Below are 15,900 nucleotides of genomic sequence, written 5' to 3'. Positions count from 1 at the left end.
GGCTTTTCCCGGTTCCTGGTGAACGGTGTCGCTGAGAAGGGTGTTCACGCTGCCGTCCGGGCGGCGCTGGCGAGCAGGATACGAGTGCGGTAGTTGGCAGCGTTCCGGTAGCCGCGCCCGGTGCGCTTGATCTGCTTGATGCCGGTGTTCGCAGCCTCGGTGCGGGCGTTGGTGACGCCGGTGACGACGAGCACCTCGATGGCGTCCCACCAGGCGTCGATGGTCGCCCAGAGCCGGTCGGTCTCGGGCATGTTGGCGGCGAGCACGAAGACGCCGAGCCGCATCTTGTGCTCGTGGGCTTCGGCCAGGGAGCCGCTGGTCAGCAGCCGGCGCAGGGCCTCCTTGACGCCCCAGGCAGCGCCGATCTCATCGGTCGGGTCATCGGTGCGCAAGGTCGCCTTCAGCCGGGCCAGCGCCCGCGGGCCGAGCGTGTCGCCGGCGCGCAGCAGCAGCCGTCGGTTGGCCCAGGCCGGGTCGATGCCGCGGCCGCGGCGGCCCTTGCGGTCGCGGACGACCCGCTGCCGCACGGCGGTGACCATGTCGTTGGCCAGCTTGACCAGGTGGAACGGGTCGACGCTGACCGCCGCGTGCGGCAGCTGCTCGCGCAGCGCCTTACGGAACGCCGCTGACGGATCGATCGCCACCACCTCCACGGCATCCCGCCAGGCGCAGCTGCGGGCGGCCAGCCAGGCGCCGACGCCGGCGGAGTCGCGGCCGTCGACCACGCCGAGCACCCGGCCGGTGTCGGCATCGACCAGGGTGGTCATCCACGGCTCGTAGCGCCGCCAGCCACCGTCGGGGTCACGGAAGAAGCGGACCGAGCGGTAGCGGTGCTCATCGACCCCGAGCCGGCGCACCAGCACGTCATCGGGGTCGCCGATCAGGTCGGCGGCCGCGGTGAGCATCGACTGCACCAGCCACCACGACACCCGATGCGCGCGGGCGACCTCGCTGGCCGCCCGGCCGGAGACCACGACCGCGGCGACCAGCGCCTGACACAGTCGGGCGGTCGAGCGGGCGAACGCCGGCACCTGGTCGGTGACCTCGCTGAACGTCCCCCGCGGACATCGGGCCTGGTCGCAGAACCAGCGACGCTTGAGCCACACCACCTCGGTCGGGCCGGCGACCGGCAGGTCCCGCAACGCCTGCCGGCGGCGCGAGTGCACCCGGACCGCGAGCACCCCGCAGACCGGGCAGCCGGGTGGATCGCTGGACTCCACCTCGACCCGGCGCACGCCGTCGCCCACGTCGGCGGCGCTCAGGACGCGGTAGTCGGGCAGGTTGAAGATCGCGCTCGCAGCATCACGCTGCGAGCCCGTAGGCTCGAACACGGCTCGTGGACCTCACTGGTGCGGATGTCTAGGCAACACCCATCCCAGCAGGACCACGGGCCCTCAACGTCTCCGGCCCAGCCTCACGATCTCCGGCTCACGCCTCGCCATCACCAGGAACCGCGAAGAGCCGCGTAACAGGGGCGGAACAGCACTCCGGGTCCCGTGGTTGGAACGAGCAGCCACCCACGGGACCCGTCGGACGACGACGGGACGGCGTGGTCCGCGACTACAGTGGAAAGACCGGTGCCCCCGCGCGCCGACGGATGTCGGGTGCTCCTTCCCACACGGGGAGGGCAGTGCCGGACCAGCCGGTCAGAGGAGAAGCAGCAGATGTTCGAACGGTTCACCGACCGAGCCCGCCGTGTCGTCGTCCTGGCCCAGGAAGAGGCCCGGATGCTCAACCACAACTACATCGGCACCGAGCACATCCTCCTGGGTTTGATCCACGAGGGTGAGGGCGTCGCTGCCAAGGCCCTGGAGTCCCTCGGCATCTCGCTCGAGGGTGTCCGCCAGCAGGTCGAGGAGATCATCGGGCAGGGCCAGCAGGCGCCGTCCGGGCACATCCCCTTCACCCCGCGGGCGAAGAAGGTCCTTGAGCTGTCGCTGCGCGAGGCGCTGCAGCTCGGCCACAACTACATCGGCACCGAGCACATCCTGCTCGGCCTGATCCGCGAGGGCGAGGGCGTCGCCGCCCAGGTCCTGGTGAAGCTCGGCGCCGATCTCAACCGCGTCCGCCAGCAGGTCATCCAGCTGCTCAGCGGCTACCAGGGCAAGGAGCCGGCCGCGGCCGGCGGCCCCGCCGAGGGCACCCCGTCGACCTCGCTGGTCCTCGACCAGTTCGGCCGCAACCTGACCCAGGCCGCGCGCGACTCCAAGCTCGACCCGGTCATCGGGCGGGCCAAGGAGATCGAGCGCGTCATGCAGGTCCTCTCGCGGCGCACCAAGAACAACCCGGTCCTCATCGGCGAGCCCGGCGTCGGCAAGACCGCCGTCGTCGAGGGGCTGGCGCAGGCGATCGTCAAGGGCGAGGTGCCCGAGACGCTGAAGGACAAGCAGCTCTACACGCTGGACCTCGGCGCGCTCGTCGCCGGTTCCCGCTACCGCGGTGACTTCGAGGAGCGCCTCAAGAAGGTCCTCAAGGAGATCCGCACCCGCGGCGACATCATCCTGTTCATCGACGAGATCCACACCCTCGTCGGGGCGGGTGCCGCGGAGGGCGCGATCGACGCCGCCAGCATCCTCAAGCCGATGCTTGCCCGCGGTGAGCTGCAGACCATCGGTGCCACCACGCTCGACGAGTACCGCAAGCACCTGGAGAAGGACGCCGCGCTCGAGCGGCGGTTCCAGCCGATCCAGGTGGGCGAGCCGACGCTGGCGCACACGATCGAGATCCTCAAGGGTCTGCGCGACCGCTACGAGGCGCACCACCGGATCAGCATCACCGACGGCGCCCTGGTGGCCGCGGCGACGCTGGCCGACCGGTACATCTCCGACCGCTTCCTGCCGGACAAGGCGATCGACCTGATCGACGAGGCCGGCGCCCGGATGCGGATCAAGCGGATGACCGCGCCGCCGGACCTGCGCGAGTTCGACGACAAGATCGCGGCCGTCCGCCGCGAGAAGGAATCGGCGATCGACGCCCAGGACTTCGAGAAGGCCGCGTCGCTGCGCGACACCGAGAAGCAGCTGCTGGGCGAGAAGGCCGAGCGCGAGAAGCAGTGGAAGGCCGGCGACATGGACGTCGTCGCTGAGGTCGACGACGAGCAGATCGCCGAGGTCCTGGCCAACTGGACCGGCATCCCCGTCTTCAAGCTCACCGAGGAGGAGACCACGCGTCTGCTCCGCATGGAGGACGAGCTCCACAAGCGGATCATCGGCCAGGAAGAGGCCATCAAGAGCGTCAGCCAGGCGATCCGGCGCACGCGGGCGGGCCTCAAGGACCCGCGCCGTCCCGGTGGTTCCTTCATCTTCGCCGGCCCCTCGGGTGTCGGGAAGACGGAGCTGGCGAAGGCGCTGGCGCAGTTCCTGTTCGGTGAGGACGACGCGCTCATCCAGATCGACATGGGCGAGTTCCACGACAAGTTCACCGTGTCGCGGCTGGTCGGTGCCCCTCCCGGTTACGTCGGTTACGACGAGGGTGGGCAGCTGACCGAGAAGGTGCGGCGCAAGCCGTTCTCGGTGGTCCTCTTCGACGAGATCGAGAAGGCGCACGCGGACGTGTTCAACACGCTGCTGCAGGTGCTGGAGGACGGCCGGCTCACCGATGGTCAGGGCCGGGTCGTGGACTTCAAGAACACGATCCTCATCCTCACCACGAACCTCGGTACGCGGGACATCTCCAAGGCCGTCGGCCTCGGCTTCCAGGCCGGCAACGACGACCAGTCGAACTACGACCGGATGAAGCTCAAGGTCAACGAGGAGCTCAAGCAGCACTTCCGGCCGGAGTTCCTCAACCGGATCGACGACATCGTCGTGTTCCACCAGCTGACCGAGAACGAGATCATCCAGATCGTCGACCTGATGGTCGCCCGGCTCGAGACTCAGCTGGCGAACAAGGACATGTCGCTGGAGATAACGCCCGCGGCCAAGAAGCTGCTGGCCTCCCGTGGCTTCGACCCCGTCCTGGGTGCCCGGCCGCTGCGCCGCACCATCCAGCGCGAGATCGAGGACGCGCTCTCGGAGAAGATCCTCTACGGCGACCTGACCGGTGGTCAGATCATCGTGGTGGACGTCGACGAGGCGGAGGGCGCGGCGCAGAGGTTCACCTTCCGCGGCGAGGCCAAGCCGATCGACCTCCCCGACACCCCGCCGGTGGCCCTCTCGGGCGCCGAGGGTGACGAGGACGGTCCGGCTGCCCAGGCCGACTGATCGATCAGCAGGACCGGAGGGGCCGCTTCCCGCGAGGGAGGCGGCCCCTCCGCCGTTTCCGCCGGGCTTGTTGATCAGGTCTCCTGGTCATTCCGGGTCCTGGCTCACCACCGGAGATGAGCCAGGACCCGGAACGATCAGGTCACCTGATCGTCGGTCAGCCTGGCAGCGTGAACAGGCCGTCCTCGGTCTGCTCGACCAGGCCGTCGGTGAGCAGGGAGTACAGGCAGCGGGACCGCTGGACGGCGTCGTCCCACGCGGGTTCGAGCGCCGCGGCGTCCACGGGCTCGCGCGCGGCCCGCAGGACGTCGAGCAGCCGGCCGCGCACCTGGCGGTCGGTGCCGGCGAACTTCTGCACCCTGCGGGGCGGCCCGTCGTGCGGCGGGGCGCCGGCCAGCCGCCACGCGCACCGGTCGCGCACCGGGCAGGCGCCGCACCGTGGCGTGCCGGCGACGCACACCAGCGCACCCAGTTCCATCACCGCCACCGAGAAGCGCACGGCGCGCTCGTCGTCCTCCGGCGCCAGCGCAGCGATGTCGGCGAGGTCGGCGGCCCGGGCGTTGCCCGCCTCCGCGCGGCCGTGCACCAGCCGCGCCACCACCCGGCGGACGTTGGTGTCGACGACGGGCTGGCGCCGCCCGTACCCGAAGCAGGCGACCGCGCGGGCGGTGTAGGTGCCGACCCCCGGCAGCGCCTCCAGCTCGGCGACGTCGGAGGGGACGACGCCCCCGTGCCGCTCGGTGATCGCGATCGCCGCCTCCCGCAGCCGCAGCGCCCGGCGCGGGTAGCCGAGCTTGCCCCACGCCCGGATGACCTCTGCGGCCGGCTCGGCCGCCAGGTCCGCCGGGGTGGGCCACCGGGCCGTCCAGACCCGCCAGACGGGCTCCACGCGCGCCACGGGGGTCTGCTGGAGCATCACCTCGCTGACCAGGACGGCCCACGGGGCGACCTCCGGCGTCCGCCAGGGCAGGTCACGGGCGGCGGAGGCGTACCAGTCGACGATCAGCTCGCCGACCGGCGTGGCGGTGGGGGAGGACGGCCCGGTCACGGGCACCCAGTGTGCCGTGCGTGCGGCGCGGCGTGCCGAGCGGACCAGTCCCGGCCGGGCGCACTAGCGTTCCCCGCGTGTTGCACCCGGTCGGCCCGCTCCCCGCAGCCGTGTACTGGCGGCGCCGGCTGGCCGTGCTGGTGGCCCTGCTGGTCCTGCTCGGCGGCCTCGGCTGGCTGCTGCTGAGCCTGGTCCCCGGCAGCGGGAGCAGCGGGCCCGCCGCCTCGCCCACCACCGCGGCCGCACCGGCCGAGCCGCCGGCGCTGGAGCGGGTCGTGCCCGCGGTCTCCGGGGTCCGGACGCCGGGCACCACCGCGCCGCCGAGCGCACCGCCGGCTCCGGCGGGCCCGACGCCGGGCGGTTCGTGCACCGACGAGATGCTGGGTCTGGAGGTGCGCACCCCGGGGACGGCGGCCGTGGGCGCCAAGCCGACGTTCGAGCTGGTGGTGGTCAACACCTCGCCCGTGCCCTGCGTGCGGACGCTGGACAAGCAGCTGCAGGAGCTCGTGATGGTCGACGCCGCCGGGGCGCGGGTCTGGGGGAGCAACGACTGCTTCCCGGAGAGCAGCAGCGACCAGCGCACGCTGGCGCCGGGGGAGCCGGTGGTCTTCCCCGTCCGGTGGGGCGGGCTCACCAGCGAGCCGACGTGCACCGCTGAGCGGGTGACGCCTTCCCCGGGGGACTACGTGCTCCGCGGCCGCCTGGACACGAAGGTGTCCGGCGACGCCCCGCTGACCATCGGCTGACGCGTGCGGGCCCCGGGGTGGGCGGCGATCAGCTGTAGCGGTCCAGGATGGAGGTCTCGGCCAGCCGGGACAGCCCCTCGCGGATACCGCGCGCCCGCGCCTCCCCGACGCCCTCCACGGCCAGCAGGTCCTCGATGGTGGCGGCCAGCAGCTTCTGCAGGCCCCCGAAGTGCTCGACCAGTCGGTCGATGATGCCGGCGGGCAGCCGGGGGACCCGGGCGAGCAGGCGGTAGCCCCGCGGGCTCACCGGGGAGTCGAGTGCGTCCGGCGACGTGGGCAGGCCGTAGCAGCGGGCGACGGCGGAGAGGTCGAGCAGCTCGGTGGCGGTGAGTGCCCGCAGATCGGTGAGCACCTGGTCGATCGTGCGGGTCCGGCGACCGCCCGCGGGGAGGTAGTCGCGGACGAGCAGCCCGCGGTCCTCCTCGACGCCGGCGAGCATCTCGTCGAGCTGCAGGGCCAGCAGCCGGCCGTCGGTGCCGAGCTCGACGACGAAGCCCTCGATCTCGTCGGCGATCCGGCGCACCATCTCCAGCCGCTGGCTGACGCTCATCGCGTCGCGCACCGTCACGAGGTCCTCGATCTCGAGGGCGGAGAGGGTGCTCGCCACCTCGTCCAGGCGGAGCTTGTAGCGCTCCAGCGCGGCGAGGGCCTGGTTGGCCCGGGCGAGGATCGTCGTCGGGTGCTCGAGGGTGTACCGCCGGCCGGCCACGTACACGCTGATGATGTGCATCGACTGGCTCACCGAGATCACCGGGAAGCCGGTCTGGACGGCGACCCGCTCCGCGGTGCGGTGCCGGGTGCCCGACTCCTCGGTGGGGACCGTCGGGTCGGGCATGAGGTGGACGCCCGCCCGGACGATGCGGCTGCCGTCGTAGGAGACGATCACCGCGCCGTCCATCTTCGCCAGCTCGCGCAGCCGGGTGGCGGAGAGCGCGACGTCCAGGGCGAAGCCACCGGTGCAGATCGACTCGACCACCCGGTCGTACCCCAGCACGATCAGCGCGCCGGTGCGGCCGGCCAGGATGCGCTCGAGGCCGTCGCGCAGCGCCGTGCCGGGGGCGATGCGGCCGAGGAGTTCGCGCAGGGCGACCTCGGGGTCCACGGCGGCGGGCACGAGCTCTCCTGACGGTCGAGTGGTACGGCAGCCGAGTCTACGTACCCGCGTGAGGGGCCCGGCACGCTCGGGGTGCGGGGGCGCCCGCCCCGCGCACTCATACGGAACCCTACGGGTTCAGAACATGCGGTGGAAGGCCGCACCGAGGTCGGGGACCTCGATCAGCCGCATCCCCGCCGGAGCGGCGCCGGCGTCCGGCGGCACCAGGGCCACGCGGTAGCCCTGGCGGGCGGCCTCCGCCAGTCGGCGCCCGGTGCCGCCGACCCGGCGGATCTCCCCGGAGAGGCCGACCTCGCCGAGGGCCACCAGCCCCGCGGGCAGCGGCGTGTCCTTGGCGGCGGAGGCGATCGCCAGCGCCAGGGCCAGGTCGGCGGCCGGCTCGGCGATCCGCACCCCGCCGACGGAGGCGGCGAACACGTCGGCGTCGGCCAGCTTGACCCGGCCGCGTCGCTCGACCACGGCGTTCACCATGGCCACCCGCTGGGAGTCCAGCCCGCTGACGGCCCGGCGGGGGGAGCCGCCACCGCTCGTGCTCGCCACGAGGGCCTGCACCTCGGCCAGCAGCGGGCGGCTGCCCTCCAGGGTGACGGTGACGCAGCTGCCGGGGACCGGGTCGCTCCGCCGCGACACGAACAGCGCCGACGGGTCGGGTACGCCGACGACCCCGCTGTCGCCGATCTCGAAGCAGCCGATCTCGTCGGCCGGGCCGAACCGGTTCTTCGTCGCCCGGACCATGCGCAGGGTCGAATGGCGCTCGCCGTCGAAGGAGACGACGACGTCGACCAGGTGCTCGAGCGTGCGCGGGCCGGCGATGGCGCCGTCCTTGGTGACGTGGCCGACGAGGATCGTGGTCATGCCCCGGGTCTTCGCCACGCCGGTCAGCGCCGAGGCCACGGCGCGCACCTGCGTCGAGCCGCCGTCGGTGCCCTCGGCGGCGGGGGAGCGGACGGTCTGCACGCTGTCGAGGACCAGCAGCGAGGGGTTGACCGCCTCGACGTGGGCCAGCACCGCGGACAGCTCCGTCTCGGCGGCGAGATAGAGCCGGTCGTGCAGGGCGCCGATCCGCTCCGCGCGGAGCCGGACCTGGCCGGCCGACTCCTCACCGGAGACCACGAGAGTGGGGCCGCCGGCCGCGGCGACCCGGTGGGCCACCTCGAGCAGCAACGTGGACTTGCCGACCCCGGGCTCCCCGGCGACCAGCAGCACCGCGCCCGGCACGAGACCGCCGCCGAGGACACGGTCGAACTCGGCGATGCCCGTCGGCACGGCGCGGGCGCCCGCGAGCTCCACCTCGGCGATCGGCCGGGCCGGCGCGCTCACCTGGCCGGCCGAGACGGCCCGCAGCCCCGTGACCGGGGCGCCGAGCTCCTGCAGGGTGCCCCACGCCTGGCACTCGGGGCAGCGCCCGACCCACTTTGCCGAGGCGTAGCCGCAGTCGGTGCAGCGGTGGGCGGGGCGGGACTTCACTCCGGGGGAGGGCACGCGAGGACGCTAACCGCCGGCACCGACAACTCCCGGGACGCGTGATGGCGGCTCCCCGGGAGGAGCCGCCATCGGCGATCTCGGTGGCCTGCTGGTCGGCCTCTCAGTGCTCCTCGTGGTGGAAGTCGAAGAACTCCTCGCGCTCGAGCACCTCGGCGGAGGCCGCCACCGGGGTCGCCACGGTGACCTCGCCGGCGTTCTCGAAGGTGAAGGTCAGTTCGACGTACCCGCCGGTCGTGAGGGATTCGTCGAGGCCGACGAGGGTGATGGTGCGGGGATCGTCGACGCCGACGAGCACGGCTTCGTCGGCCGGGATCTCCAGTTCGTCGGAACCGGCCGCTGTGCCCGGAACGGCGGCGGAGGTGCCGATGACCGCCTCGTCGAAGCCCTCGCCGGAGACGTCGGTCAGCGTGTCGTCCTCGTCGCCGTCGTTGACGATCGCGACCTGGAGCGAGGCGTCGTCGCCGGCCTCGTAGGCGCCGCCGTCGGGAGAGGCCACGTTGATCGCGCGCAGGGTGAGGTCACCGACCTCCGCCATCGTGCCCCGCTGGTCGCGGACCTGCTCGGCGGTCTGCGTGACCTGGCCGGCGCTGCACGCCGAGAGGGCGAGCGGGGAGAAGAGCAGAACGCCCAACGTGGCGGCGCGCAGAGCGCGGTTCACGGCTGTCGACCTCCAGCAGGACCGTGCCGGCCACCGGGGATCGGTGGCGCGGAGACCTGCCGAGCGTATCGGTCGCCCGGCGGGCCCGCCCGCAGGGCGCCGTCTGCGTCGCGGCCCGGCGCCCTGCGGTGCCCGTCAGGCCAGGCTCGACCCGCTGCCGACCAGCAGGGCGACGTCCAGCACGGTCAGCAGCATGACGGCGGGGAAGGCGAGCCCGCGGAAGCGCGGCGTTCCCGCGAGCGCGGCCACCGCGGCCGCAGGCACGGCCAGGGCGAGGGCCGCCCAGCCGGTGGGCCCGGGTGGGCCCGGCGGGGCCAGCACGAGCACCAGCGACGCACCGGCCAGCAGCAGCGCCCCGCAGACCGCGGAGACGCGCGCCCCGAGCCGGTGCGGGAGCCCGCGGATCCCGGTGGCCGCGTCGTCGTCGAGGTCGGGGGCGACGTTCGCCAGGTGCGCGGCGCCACCGAGCGCCGCGCCGGCCGCCACCAGCCACCAGGGGGGTGCGGGCGTGCCGGGCGCGGCGGCGACCACCCCGGCGGGCAGCGCCCCGAAACCCACCACGTAGCCCGCGCCGGACCAGACGGTGCGCTTGAGCCCGGCGTTGTAGGCCCACCCGCTGGCGACGAGCAGTAGCAGGAGCGCGCCGGGCACGAGCCCCAGCAGCAGCGAGAGGACGACGGCCGCGGCGGCGGCGGCGAGGGCGGCGCCGCGCAGCACGCCCGGGGCGACGGCGCCCTGCACGACCGGCTTGTCCGCCCGTGCGACGGCGCGGTCGCGGTCGGCGTCGAGCCAGTCGTTGCTCCAGCCGATGGAGGCCTGACCTGCGAGGACGGCCGCGCAGAGCAGCGCTGTGCGCGCCGGTGGGACGTCCGCGGCGACGGCCAGCAGGGTGGCCACCGTGGTCACCGCGAGGGTCGGCCCGAGGTGGGTCGCGCGGACCAGCGCACGGGCCGTCGCGCCCCGCCGGGCGGCGCCCACAGGCACATCAGCCACGCTCTGTCAACCCCTCCGACGCGTCGACTCAGGCCGCTGACCTGCATATTTACTGCCCGGCGCCGATCCGCTGGTCAGTCTGCCGTGCTAACCTTGGGGAAGCGAAAGGGGTCACATCCACATGGGCTTCACTGTCGGCGAGACCGTCGTCTACCCGCACCACGGTGCCGCGCTCATCGAGGCGATCGAGAAGCGCACGATCAAGGGTGAAGAGAAGGCCTACCTCGTGCTGAAGGTCGCCCAGGGCGACCTCACCGTGCGCGTGCCGGCCGACAATGCAGAGATCGTCGGCGTCCGCGACGTCGTCGGTCAGGAGGGGCTCAACCGGGTGTTCGAGGTGCTCCGCGCCCCGCACACGGAGGAGCCGACGAACTGGTCGCGCCGCTACAAGGCCAACCTCGAGAAGCTGGCCTCCGGCGACGTCAACAAGGTGGCCGAGGTCGTCCGCGACCTGTGGCGCCGCGACAAGGACCGCGGCCTCTCGGCCGGCGAGAAGCGGATGCTCTCCAAGGCCCGCCAGATCCTGGTGAGCGAGCTCGCGCTCGCCGAGGGCACCAACGAGGACAAGGCCGAGATCCTACTCGACGAGGTCCTCGCCAGCTGAGCGCTCCGCGTTCGCGCAGATCCCACCGAACCGCTCCCGTGCACGCTGTCGCCATCGTCGCAGCGGCCGGGAGCGGTTCGCGTCTGGGCGCCGGGCAGCCGAAGGCGCTGGTCCCGCTCGCCGGGCGGCCACTGGTCGCCTGGGCCGTCGATGCGCTGTTCGCCGGCGGCGTCGACGAGGTGGTCGTCACCGTGCCGCCCGCGGAGCGCGCCGCGTTCGCCGCTGCGCTGCCCGGGACGGTGCAGCTCGTCGACGGCGGCGCCACCCGCACCGCGTCCGTGTGCGCCGGGCTCGCCGCGGCCGGCCCGCGGGCCGACGTCGTCCTGGTGCACGACGCCGCCCGACCGCTCACCCCGCCCGACGCCGTGGCGCGGGTGCTGGACGCGCTCGCCGGCGGTGCCCGCGCCGTCGTCCCCGTGCTGCCGGTCGTCGACACCACCGTCCTGGTGGACGACGACGGCGTGGTCGCCGAGGCCGTCCCCCGGGCGCCGCTGCGCCGCGTGCAGACCCCGCAGGGCTTCGACCGCGCCACCCTGGTCGCCGCCTACGCCGCCCTCGACGACGCCGCCGAGCTCACCGACGACGCCGCCGTCGTCCGCGCCGCCGGCGTCCCGGTGCGCACCGTCCCCGGTGACGAGCGCTCCGCGAAGATCACCGTCCCCCACGACCTCGCGCTCGCCGAGCTGAGCGTGGGCCTGACCGCGAGCGAGGTGCACCCGTGACCGTGCTGCCGCGCGTCGGCATCGGCACCGACGTCCACCCCGTCGTCGCGGGCCGGCCCTGCCGGCTGGCCGGGCTCGACTGGCCCGACACCTACGGCTGCGCCGGTCACTCGGACGGCGACGTGGTGGCCCACGCACTCACCGACGCCGTGCTGTCCGCGGCCGGGCTCGGTGACATCGGCGGTCTGCTGGGCACCGACGACCCGCGCTGGGCAGGGGCTGCGGGCATCGCCGTCCTCGAGTACGTGCGCGAGGTGGTCACCGCCCTCGGCTGGGAGATCGGCAACGCGTCGGTCCAGCTGGTCGCGAACACCCCGAAGCTCGGTCCGCGCCGGGCGGAGGCGGAGGCCGCGCTCTCGGCCGCGCTCGGTGCCCCGGTCAGCGTGGCGGCCACCACCACCGACGGTCTCGGGCTGACCGGCCGGGGGGAGGGGCGGGCCGCCGTGGCGACCGCGCTGGTGATCCGGACGGGGGAGGCGGCCTCGCCGCGGGCGGAAGGGGCGCCAGGCACTCCGTAGACTCCCGGCAGTGAGCCTCCGCCTGTACGACACGGCCGCCCGTGCGGTCCGCGACTTCACGCCCCTGCGTGCCGGTCACGCGTCGGTCTACGTCTGCGGCCTCACCGTGCAGGGACCGCCGCACGTCGGGCACGTCCGGGCGGCGGTGTCCTTCGACGTCCTCCGCCGCTGGCTGATCGCGCGCGGCCTCGAGGTCACCTACGTCCGCAACGTCACCGACATCGACGACAAGATCCTCACCAAGGCCGACGAGCACGACGTCCCATGGTGGGCCTGGGCGTTCGAAAACGAGCGCGCCAGCACCCGCGCCTACGACGTCCTCGGCGTCCTGCCGCCCACCTACGAGCCGCGCGCGACCGGGCACGTCCCCGAGATGGTCGAGCTCATGCAGCGGCTGATCGAACGCGAGCACGCCTACGCCGTCGACGGCGACGTCTACTTCGACGTCCGCTCCTTCCCCGGGTACGGGGCGCTCACCGGCCAGCGGCTCGACGCGCTGGAGCCCGCCGCCGACACCGACACCGACGAGCGCAAGCGCGATCCCCGCGACTTCGCGCTGTGGAAGGCCGCCAAGCCCGCCGAGCCGGCGACGGCCTCGTGGCCGACCCCGTGGGGCCGTGGCCGGCCGGGCTGGCACCTGGAGTGCTCGGCCATGGCGGGCAGGTACCTCGGCGCCGCCTTCGACATCCACGGCGGCGGCCTGGACCTGCGCTTCCCGCACCACGAGAACGAGCAGGCGCAGTCCCGGGCCGCCGGCGACGCGTTCGCGCAGTACTGGCTGCACAACGGCTGGGTCACCCTCGGCGGCGAGAAGATGAGCAAGTCGCTGGGCAACACCGCCCTGGTGGACGAGGTCGTCCGGCGGGTGCGGCCGGTGGAGCTGCGGTACTACCTGGTCGCGCCGCACTACCGCTCGACCGTCGAGTTCACCGACGCCGCGCTGGAGGAGGCCGGTCACGCCTACCGCCGCATCGAGTCCTTCGTGAAGCGGGCGGCCGAGCGGGTCGGCGCCGACGCCGGGGCCCCGGTGCTCTGCGCCGACTTCAGCAACGCGCTCGACGACGACCTCGGCACCCCGGCCGCGATCGCCGCGATCCACGACATGGTGCGCGAGGGCAACACGGCACTGGCCGACGGGGACGACCGGGCGGTCGCAGGGACGCTGGGCTCGGTCCGCGCCATGCTGGGCGTGCTCGGGCTGGACCCGCTCGACCCGCAGTGGGCCGCCGCCGGTGGCGACGACCGGCTGGCCCGGGCGACCGACGGCCTGGTGGCGCTGGCGCTCGAGCAGCGGCAGGCGGCCCGGGCGCGCAAGGATTTCGCGGCGGCGGACGCGATCCGCGACCAGCTCGCCGCCCTCGGCGTCACCGTCGAGGACACTCCGCAAGGACCCCGATGGGAGCTGACCCGCTGATGGCCGGCAACAGCCAGCGCCGCGGCCGCACGACCGGTGCGGGCAAGAAGACGGCGACCGCCGGGACCGGTGGCAAGAACCGCCGGTCGCTCGCCGGCCGGGGCGCCACCCCGCCCGCCGAGCAGCGGTACGGGCATCCGGCGCAGCGGAAGGCGCAGGCCCAGGAGCGCCAGCGCGCCGATCGCGCCAGGGCCCGGCAGCGCGCGGAGGAGGCGCCCGAGCTGCTGCTCGGCCGCAACCCGGTGGTGGAGGCGCTGCGGGCGCAGATCCCGGCCACGGCCCTGTACGTCGTCACCGGCGACACCACGCGCGGCGGCACCGACGAGCGGATCGCCGAGGCCCTCGCGCTGGCGGCCGACCGCGGGCTGCCGCTGCTCGAGGTGGGCAAGGGCGAGTTCGACCGCATGGCGCAGGGCGCCCTGCACCAGGGCATCGGCCTGCAGGTGCCGCCCTACGACTACGCCCACCCGGACGACCTGCTGGACATCGCCCGTGACTCGGGCCGGGCGCCGCTGATCGTGGCGATGGACGGGGTGACCGACCCGCGCAACCTCGGCGCCGTCGTCCGGTCGGCGGCCGCGTTCGACGCGCACGGCGTCGTCGTGCCGCAGCGCCGCGCGGTGGGGATGACCGCGTCGGCCTGGCGCACCAGCGCCGGTGCGGCGGCCCGGTTGCGCGTCGCCCGGGCGGTCAACCTGCCGCGGGCGCTCGCCGCCTACCAGGACGCCGGGTTGCAGACGGTGGGCCTGGCCGGTGACGGCGACGTCGACCTGCACGAGTACGACGGCTTCGCCGACGCCGTCGCGCTGGTCGTCGGCGCCGAGGGCACCGGGCTGTCGCGGCTGGTCCGGGAGAAGTGCGACGTCGTCGTCCGCATCCCGATCTCGCGGGACACCGAGTCGCTCAACGTCAGCGTCGCCGCCGGCATCGCGCTGTACCAGGTGGCGGCCGCCCGCCGCTGAGGCGGTCGGGCGGCCGGTGCCCCCCGTCCGGCCCCCCGGGCGGTGGCCCTGGCTCCGGGTCGCCGCTGCCCCCGCCCCCGGCTCGATCAGGTCACCTGATCACCATCGCGCTCAGCCGAGCAGTTGGGCGACCGTGTAGATGATTAGGCCGGCGAGGCCGCCGACGACGGTGCCGTTGACCCGGATCCACTGCAGGTCGCGGCCCACCTGCAGCTCGATCCGCCGGCTGGTCTCGTCGGTGTCCCACCGGGCGACGGTGCTGCTGACCAGGTCGGCGAGGTCGCCGGAGAAGCGCTCGGCGACGTAGCCCGCCACCTGCCCGCTGTGCCGCTGCACCAGCTCGCGCACCGTCGGGTCGGTCTGCAACAGGCGCGCGCCGTCGAGGATCAGCCCCGTCACGCGGGCGCGCAGCGGTGACGTCGGGTCGGCCGCGGCGGTCAGCACCGCGTCCTTCGCCGTCGTCCAGAGCGAGCCCGACCAGTCGCGCACCGCGGGGTGGGCCAGCACCTCGTGCTTGAACTCCTCCACCCGCGCGGCGGTGGCCGGGTCGGTGCGCAGGGCCTGCACGTAGGCGCGCAGCCGGGCGTCGTAGGCGCGACGCAGCTCGTGGCGCGGGTCGGCGGCCACCTCTTCGAGGAAGCGGTGCACCCCGGCGAAGGCCCGGTCGAAGACCCGGTCGTCCACCCAGTCGGGCACCCAGGCCGGGGACGCGTCGCCCAGCTGCGCCCGGAACACCAGCCGGTTCTCGTCGAGGAACCGGGCCGTCAGCCGCATCGCCGCGGAGAGCACCTCCTGGTGCCGGTCGCCGTCGACCACGAGCTCGAGCACCCGGGCCAGCGCGGGGGCGGCGGGGGTCTCGTGCAGCTTGCGCTCCACCAGCGCGGCGACGGCGGGCTGCACGTCGTCGTCCTTGAGCAGCTGGGTGAGGCCGGTGAGCGCGGTGGCGGCGTCGCCGGCCAGGCGCTCGGCCCGCCCGGGGGCGGCCAGGAACGCGCCCAGCCGGCCCGGGACGTCGATAGTGGCGAGCTTCTCCGCGACGACGGTGCGGGTCAGGAAGTTCTCCTGCACGAAGGTGCCCAGGCTCTCGCCGATCTGGTCCTTCTTGCGCGGGATGATCGCGGTGTGCGGGATGGGCAGCCGCAGCGGGTGCCGGAAGAGCGCGGTGACGGCGAACCAGTCCGCGAGGGCCCCGACCATGGAGGCCTCCGCCGTCGCGCGGACGTAGCCGACCCACGCGCCGGCCTCCTCGCCCAGCAGCACGCAGGCGAGGAAGACGACGGCCGCGAGCAGGAAGAGCCCGGTGGCCAGCCGCTTCATCCGGGCCAGGTCGCGCGCCCTGGCCGGGTCGTCGAGCGAGCCGGCCAGGGGAGCGGTCAGTCGGGGGGCGGCCACCCGGCCCAGCCTAGGGAGCCGGGCCGGGTGGCCGCCGGGGGT

General features: G+C 74.1%; 14 protein-coding genes. 7 read left to right on the top strand and 7 right to left on the bottom strand.

Annotated elements, in window-relative coordinates; genetic code table 11:
* Positions 1 to 44 precede the first annotated feature (44 nt).
* The gene (locus QOZ88_RS21585; protein WP_305997790.1) at positions 45 to 1,331 is read right to left on the bottom strand and encodes an ISL3 family transposase; all 1,287 of its coding nucleotides are present in this window, start codon (positions 1,329 to 1,331) and stop codon (positions 45 to 47) included.
* Between the two features lie 333 nt (positions 1,332 to 1,664).
* On the opposite strand from QOZ88_RS21585, the gene QOZ88_RS21580 reads away from it, so the two are divergent.
* Complete coding sequence (locus QOZ88_RS21580) at positions 1,665 to 4,202, top strand: ATP-dependent Clp protease ATP-binding subunit (protein WP_306001749.1); 2,538 nt, start codon at positions 1,665 to 1,667, stop codon at positions 4,200 to 4,202.
* 157 nt (positions 4,203 to 4,359) lie between these two features.
* Here QOZ88_RS21580 and QOZ88_RS21575 read toward each other — a convergent pair whose 3' ends face one another.
* Entirely contained in the window at positions 4,360 to 5,250 is an 891-nt protein-coding gene (locus tag QOZ88_RS21575) for an HhH-GPD family protein (RefSeq protein ID WP_306001748.1), read from the bottom strand.
* A 77-nt stretch (positions 5,251 to 5,327) separates the two neighbouring features.
* Between QOZ88_RS21575 and QOZ88_RS21570 the strand changes: the two genes are divergently transcribed.
* Positions 5,328 to 5,996 carry a MucR family transcriptional regulator gene (locus QOZ88_RS21570; protein ID WP_306001747.1) on the top strand — a complete coding sequence of 223 codons (669 nt, stop codon included), beginning with the start codon at positions 5,328 to 5,330 and terminating at the stop codon, positions 5,994 to 5,996.
* Positions 5,997 to 6,024: 28 nt separating this feature from the next.
* On the opposite strand, the gene disA is transcribed toward QOZ88_RS21570, so the two are convergent.
* From disA to QOZ88_RS21550, 4 genes are all read right to left on the bottom strand, one after another.
* A complete protein-coding gene (gene disA / locus QOZ88_RS21565) occupies positions 6,025 to 7,110 on the bottom strand; it encodes a DNA integrity scanning diadenylate cyclase DisA (RefSeq protein ID WP_306001746.1) in 1,086 nt (361 codons plus the stop codon).
* Positions 7,111 to 7,227: 117 nt separating this feature from the next.
* The gene (radA, locus tag QOZ88_RS21560; RefSeq protein WP_306001745.1) at positions 7,228 to 8,592 is read right to left on the bottom strand and encodes a DNA repair protein RadA; all 1,365 of its coding nucleotides are present in this window, start codon (positions 8,590 to 8,592) and stop codon (positions 7,228 to 7,230) included.
* A 103-nt stretch (positions 8,593 to 8,695) separates the two neighbouring features.
* Positions 8,696 to 9,253 carry a copper chaperone PCu(A)C gene (locus tag QOZ88_RS21555; RefSeq protein ID WP_306001744.1) on the bottom strand — a complete coding sequence of 186 codons (558 nt, stop codon included), beginning with the start codon at positions 9,251 to 9,253 and terminating at the stop codon, positions 8,696 to 8,698.
* Positions 9,254 to 9,388: 135 nt separating this feature from the next.
* Positions 9,389 to 10,246 carry a UbiA family prenyltransferase gene (locus QOZ88_RS21550; protein ID WP_306001743.1) on the bottom strand — a complete coding sequence of 286 codons (858 nt, stop codon included), beginning with the start codon at positions 10,244 to 10,246 and terminating at the stop codon, positions 9,389 to 9,391.
* Positions 10,247 to 10,367: 121 nt separating this feature from the next.
* Between QOZ88_RS21550 and QOZ88_RS21545 the strand changes: the two genes are divergently transcribed.
* From QOZ88_RS21545 to rlmB, 5 genes are read left to right on the top strand one after another with little or no spacing between them, the layout of a single operon-like run.
* Positions 10,368 to 10,850 carry a CarD family transcriptional regulator gene (locus tag QOZ88_RS21545; RefSeq protein WP_306001742.1) on the top strand — a complete coding sequence of 161 codons (483 nt, stop codon included), beginning with the start codon at positions 10,368 to 10,370 and terminating at the stop codon, positions 10,848 to 10,850.
* A 38-nt stretch (positions 10,851 to 10,888) separates the two neighbouring features.
* A complete protein-coding gene (gene ispD / locus QOZ88_RS21540) occupies positions 10,889 to 11,572 on the top strand; it encodes a 2-C-methyl-D-erythritol 4-phosphate cytidylyltransferase (protein WP_306001741.1) in 684 nt (227 codons plus the stop codon).
* On the top strand, positions 11,569 to 12,090 hold the full coding sequence (ispF, locus tag QOZ88_RS21535; RefSeq protein ID WP_306001740.1) for a 2-C-methyl-D-erythritol 2,4-cyclodiphosphate synthase: 522 nt from the start codon (positions 11,569 to 11,571) through the stop codon (positions 12,088 to 12,090). Before ispD ends, ispF begins: the two co-directional genes overlap by 4 nt.
* Before the next feature lie 10 nt (positions 12,091 to 12,100).
* Positions 12,101 to 13,504, top strand: a complete 1,404-nt coding sequence (gene cysS / locus QOZ88_RS21530) for a cysteine--tRNA ligase (RefSeq protein ID WP_306001739.1) — start codon at positions 12,101 to 12,103, stop codon at positions 13,502 to 13,504.
* On the top strand, positions 13,486 to 14,466 hold the full coding sequence (gene rlmB / locus QOZ88_RS21525) for a 23S rRNA (guanosine(2251)-2'-O)-methyltransferase RlmB (RefSeq protein WP_306001738.1): 981 nt from the start codon (positions 13,486 to 13,488) through the stop codon (positions 14,464 to 14,466). Before cysS ends, rlmB begins: the two co-directional genes overlap by 19 nt.
* A gap of 111 nt (positions 14,467 to 14,577) precedes the next feature.
* Here rlmB and QOZ88_RS21520 read toward each other — a convergent pair whose 3' ends face one another.
* Positions 14,578 to 15,858, bottom strand: coding sequence for a DUF445 domain-containing protein (locus tag QOZ88_RS21520; protein ID WP_306001737.1), 1,281 nt, complete (start codon positions 15,856 to 15,858; stop codon positions 14,578 to 14,580).
* Between the last annotated feature and the right edge of the window lie 42 nt (positions 15,859 to 15,900).

Origin of the sequence: Blastococcus carthaginiensis (assembly GCF_030731085.1) — a bacterium.
GTDB lineage: Bacteria > Actinomycetota > Actinomycetes > Mycobacteriales > Geodermatophilaceae > Blastococcus > Blastococcus carthaginiensis.
Note: the sequence above shows the minus strand (reverse complement) of the source record. Positions and strands in the feature narration are given on the sequence as shown.

Coding starts and splice junctions, on each gene's coding strand:
- QOZ88_RS21580 (WP_306001749.1), top strand. CDS start 1,665: ATGTTCGAACGGTTCACCGACCGAGCCCGCCGTGTCGTCGTCCTGGCC.
- QOZ88_RS21545 (WP_306001742.1), top strand. CDS start 10,368: ATGGGCTTCACTGTCGGCGAGACCGTCGTCTACCCGCACCACGGTGCC.
- rlmB (WP_306001738.1), top strand. CDS start 13,486: ATGGGAGCTGACCCGCTGATGGCCGGCAACAGCCAGCGCCGCGGCCGC.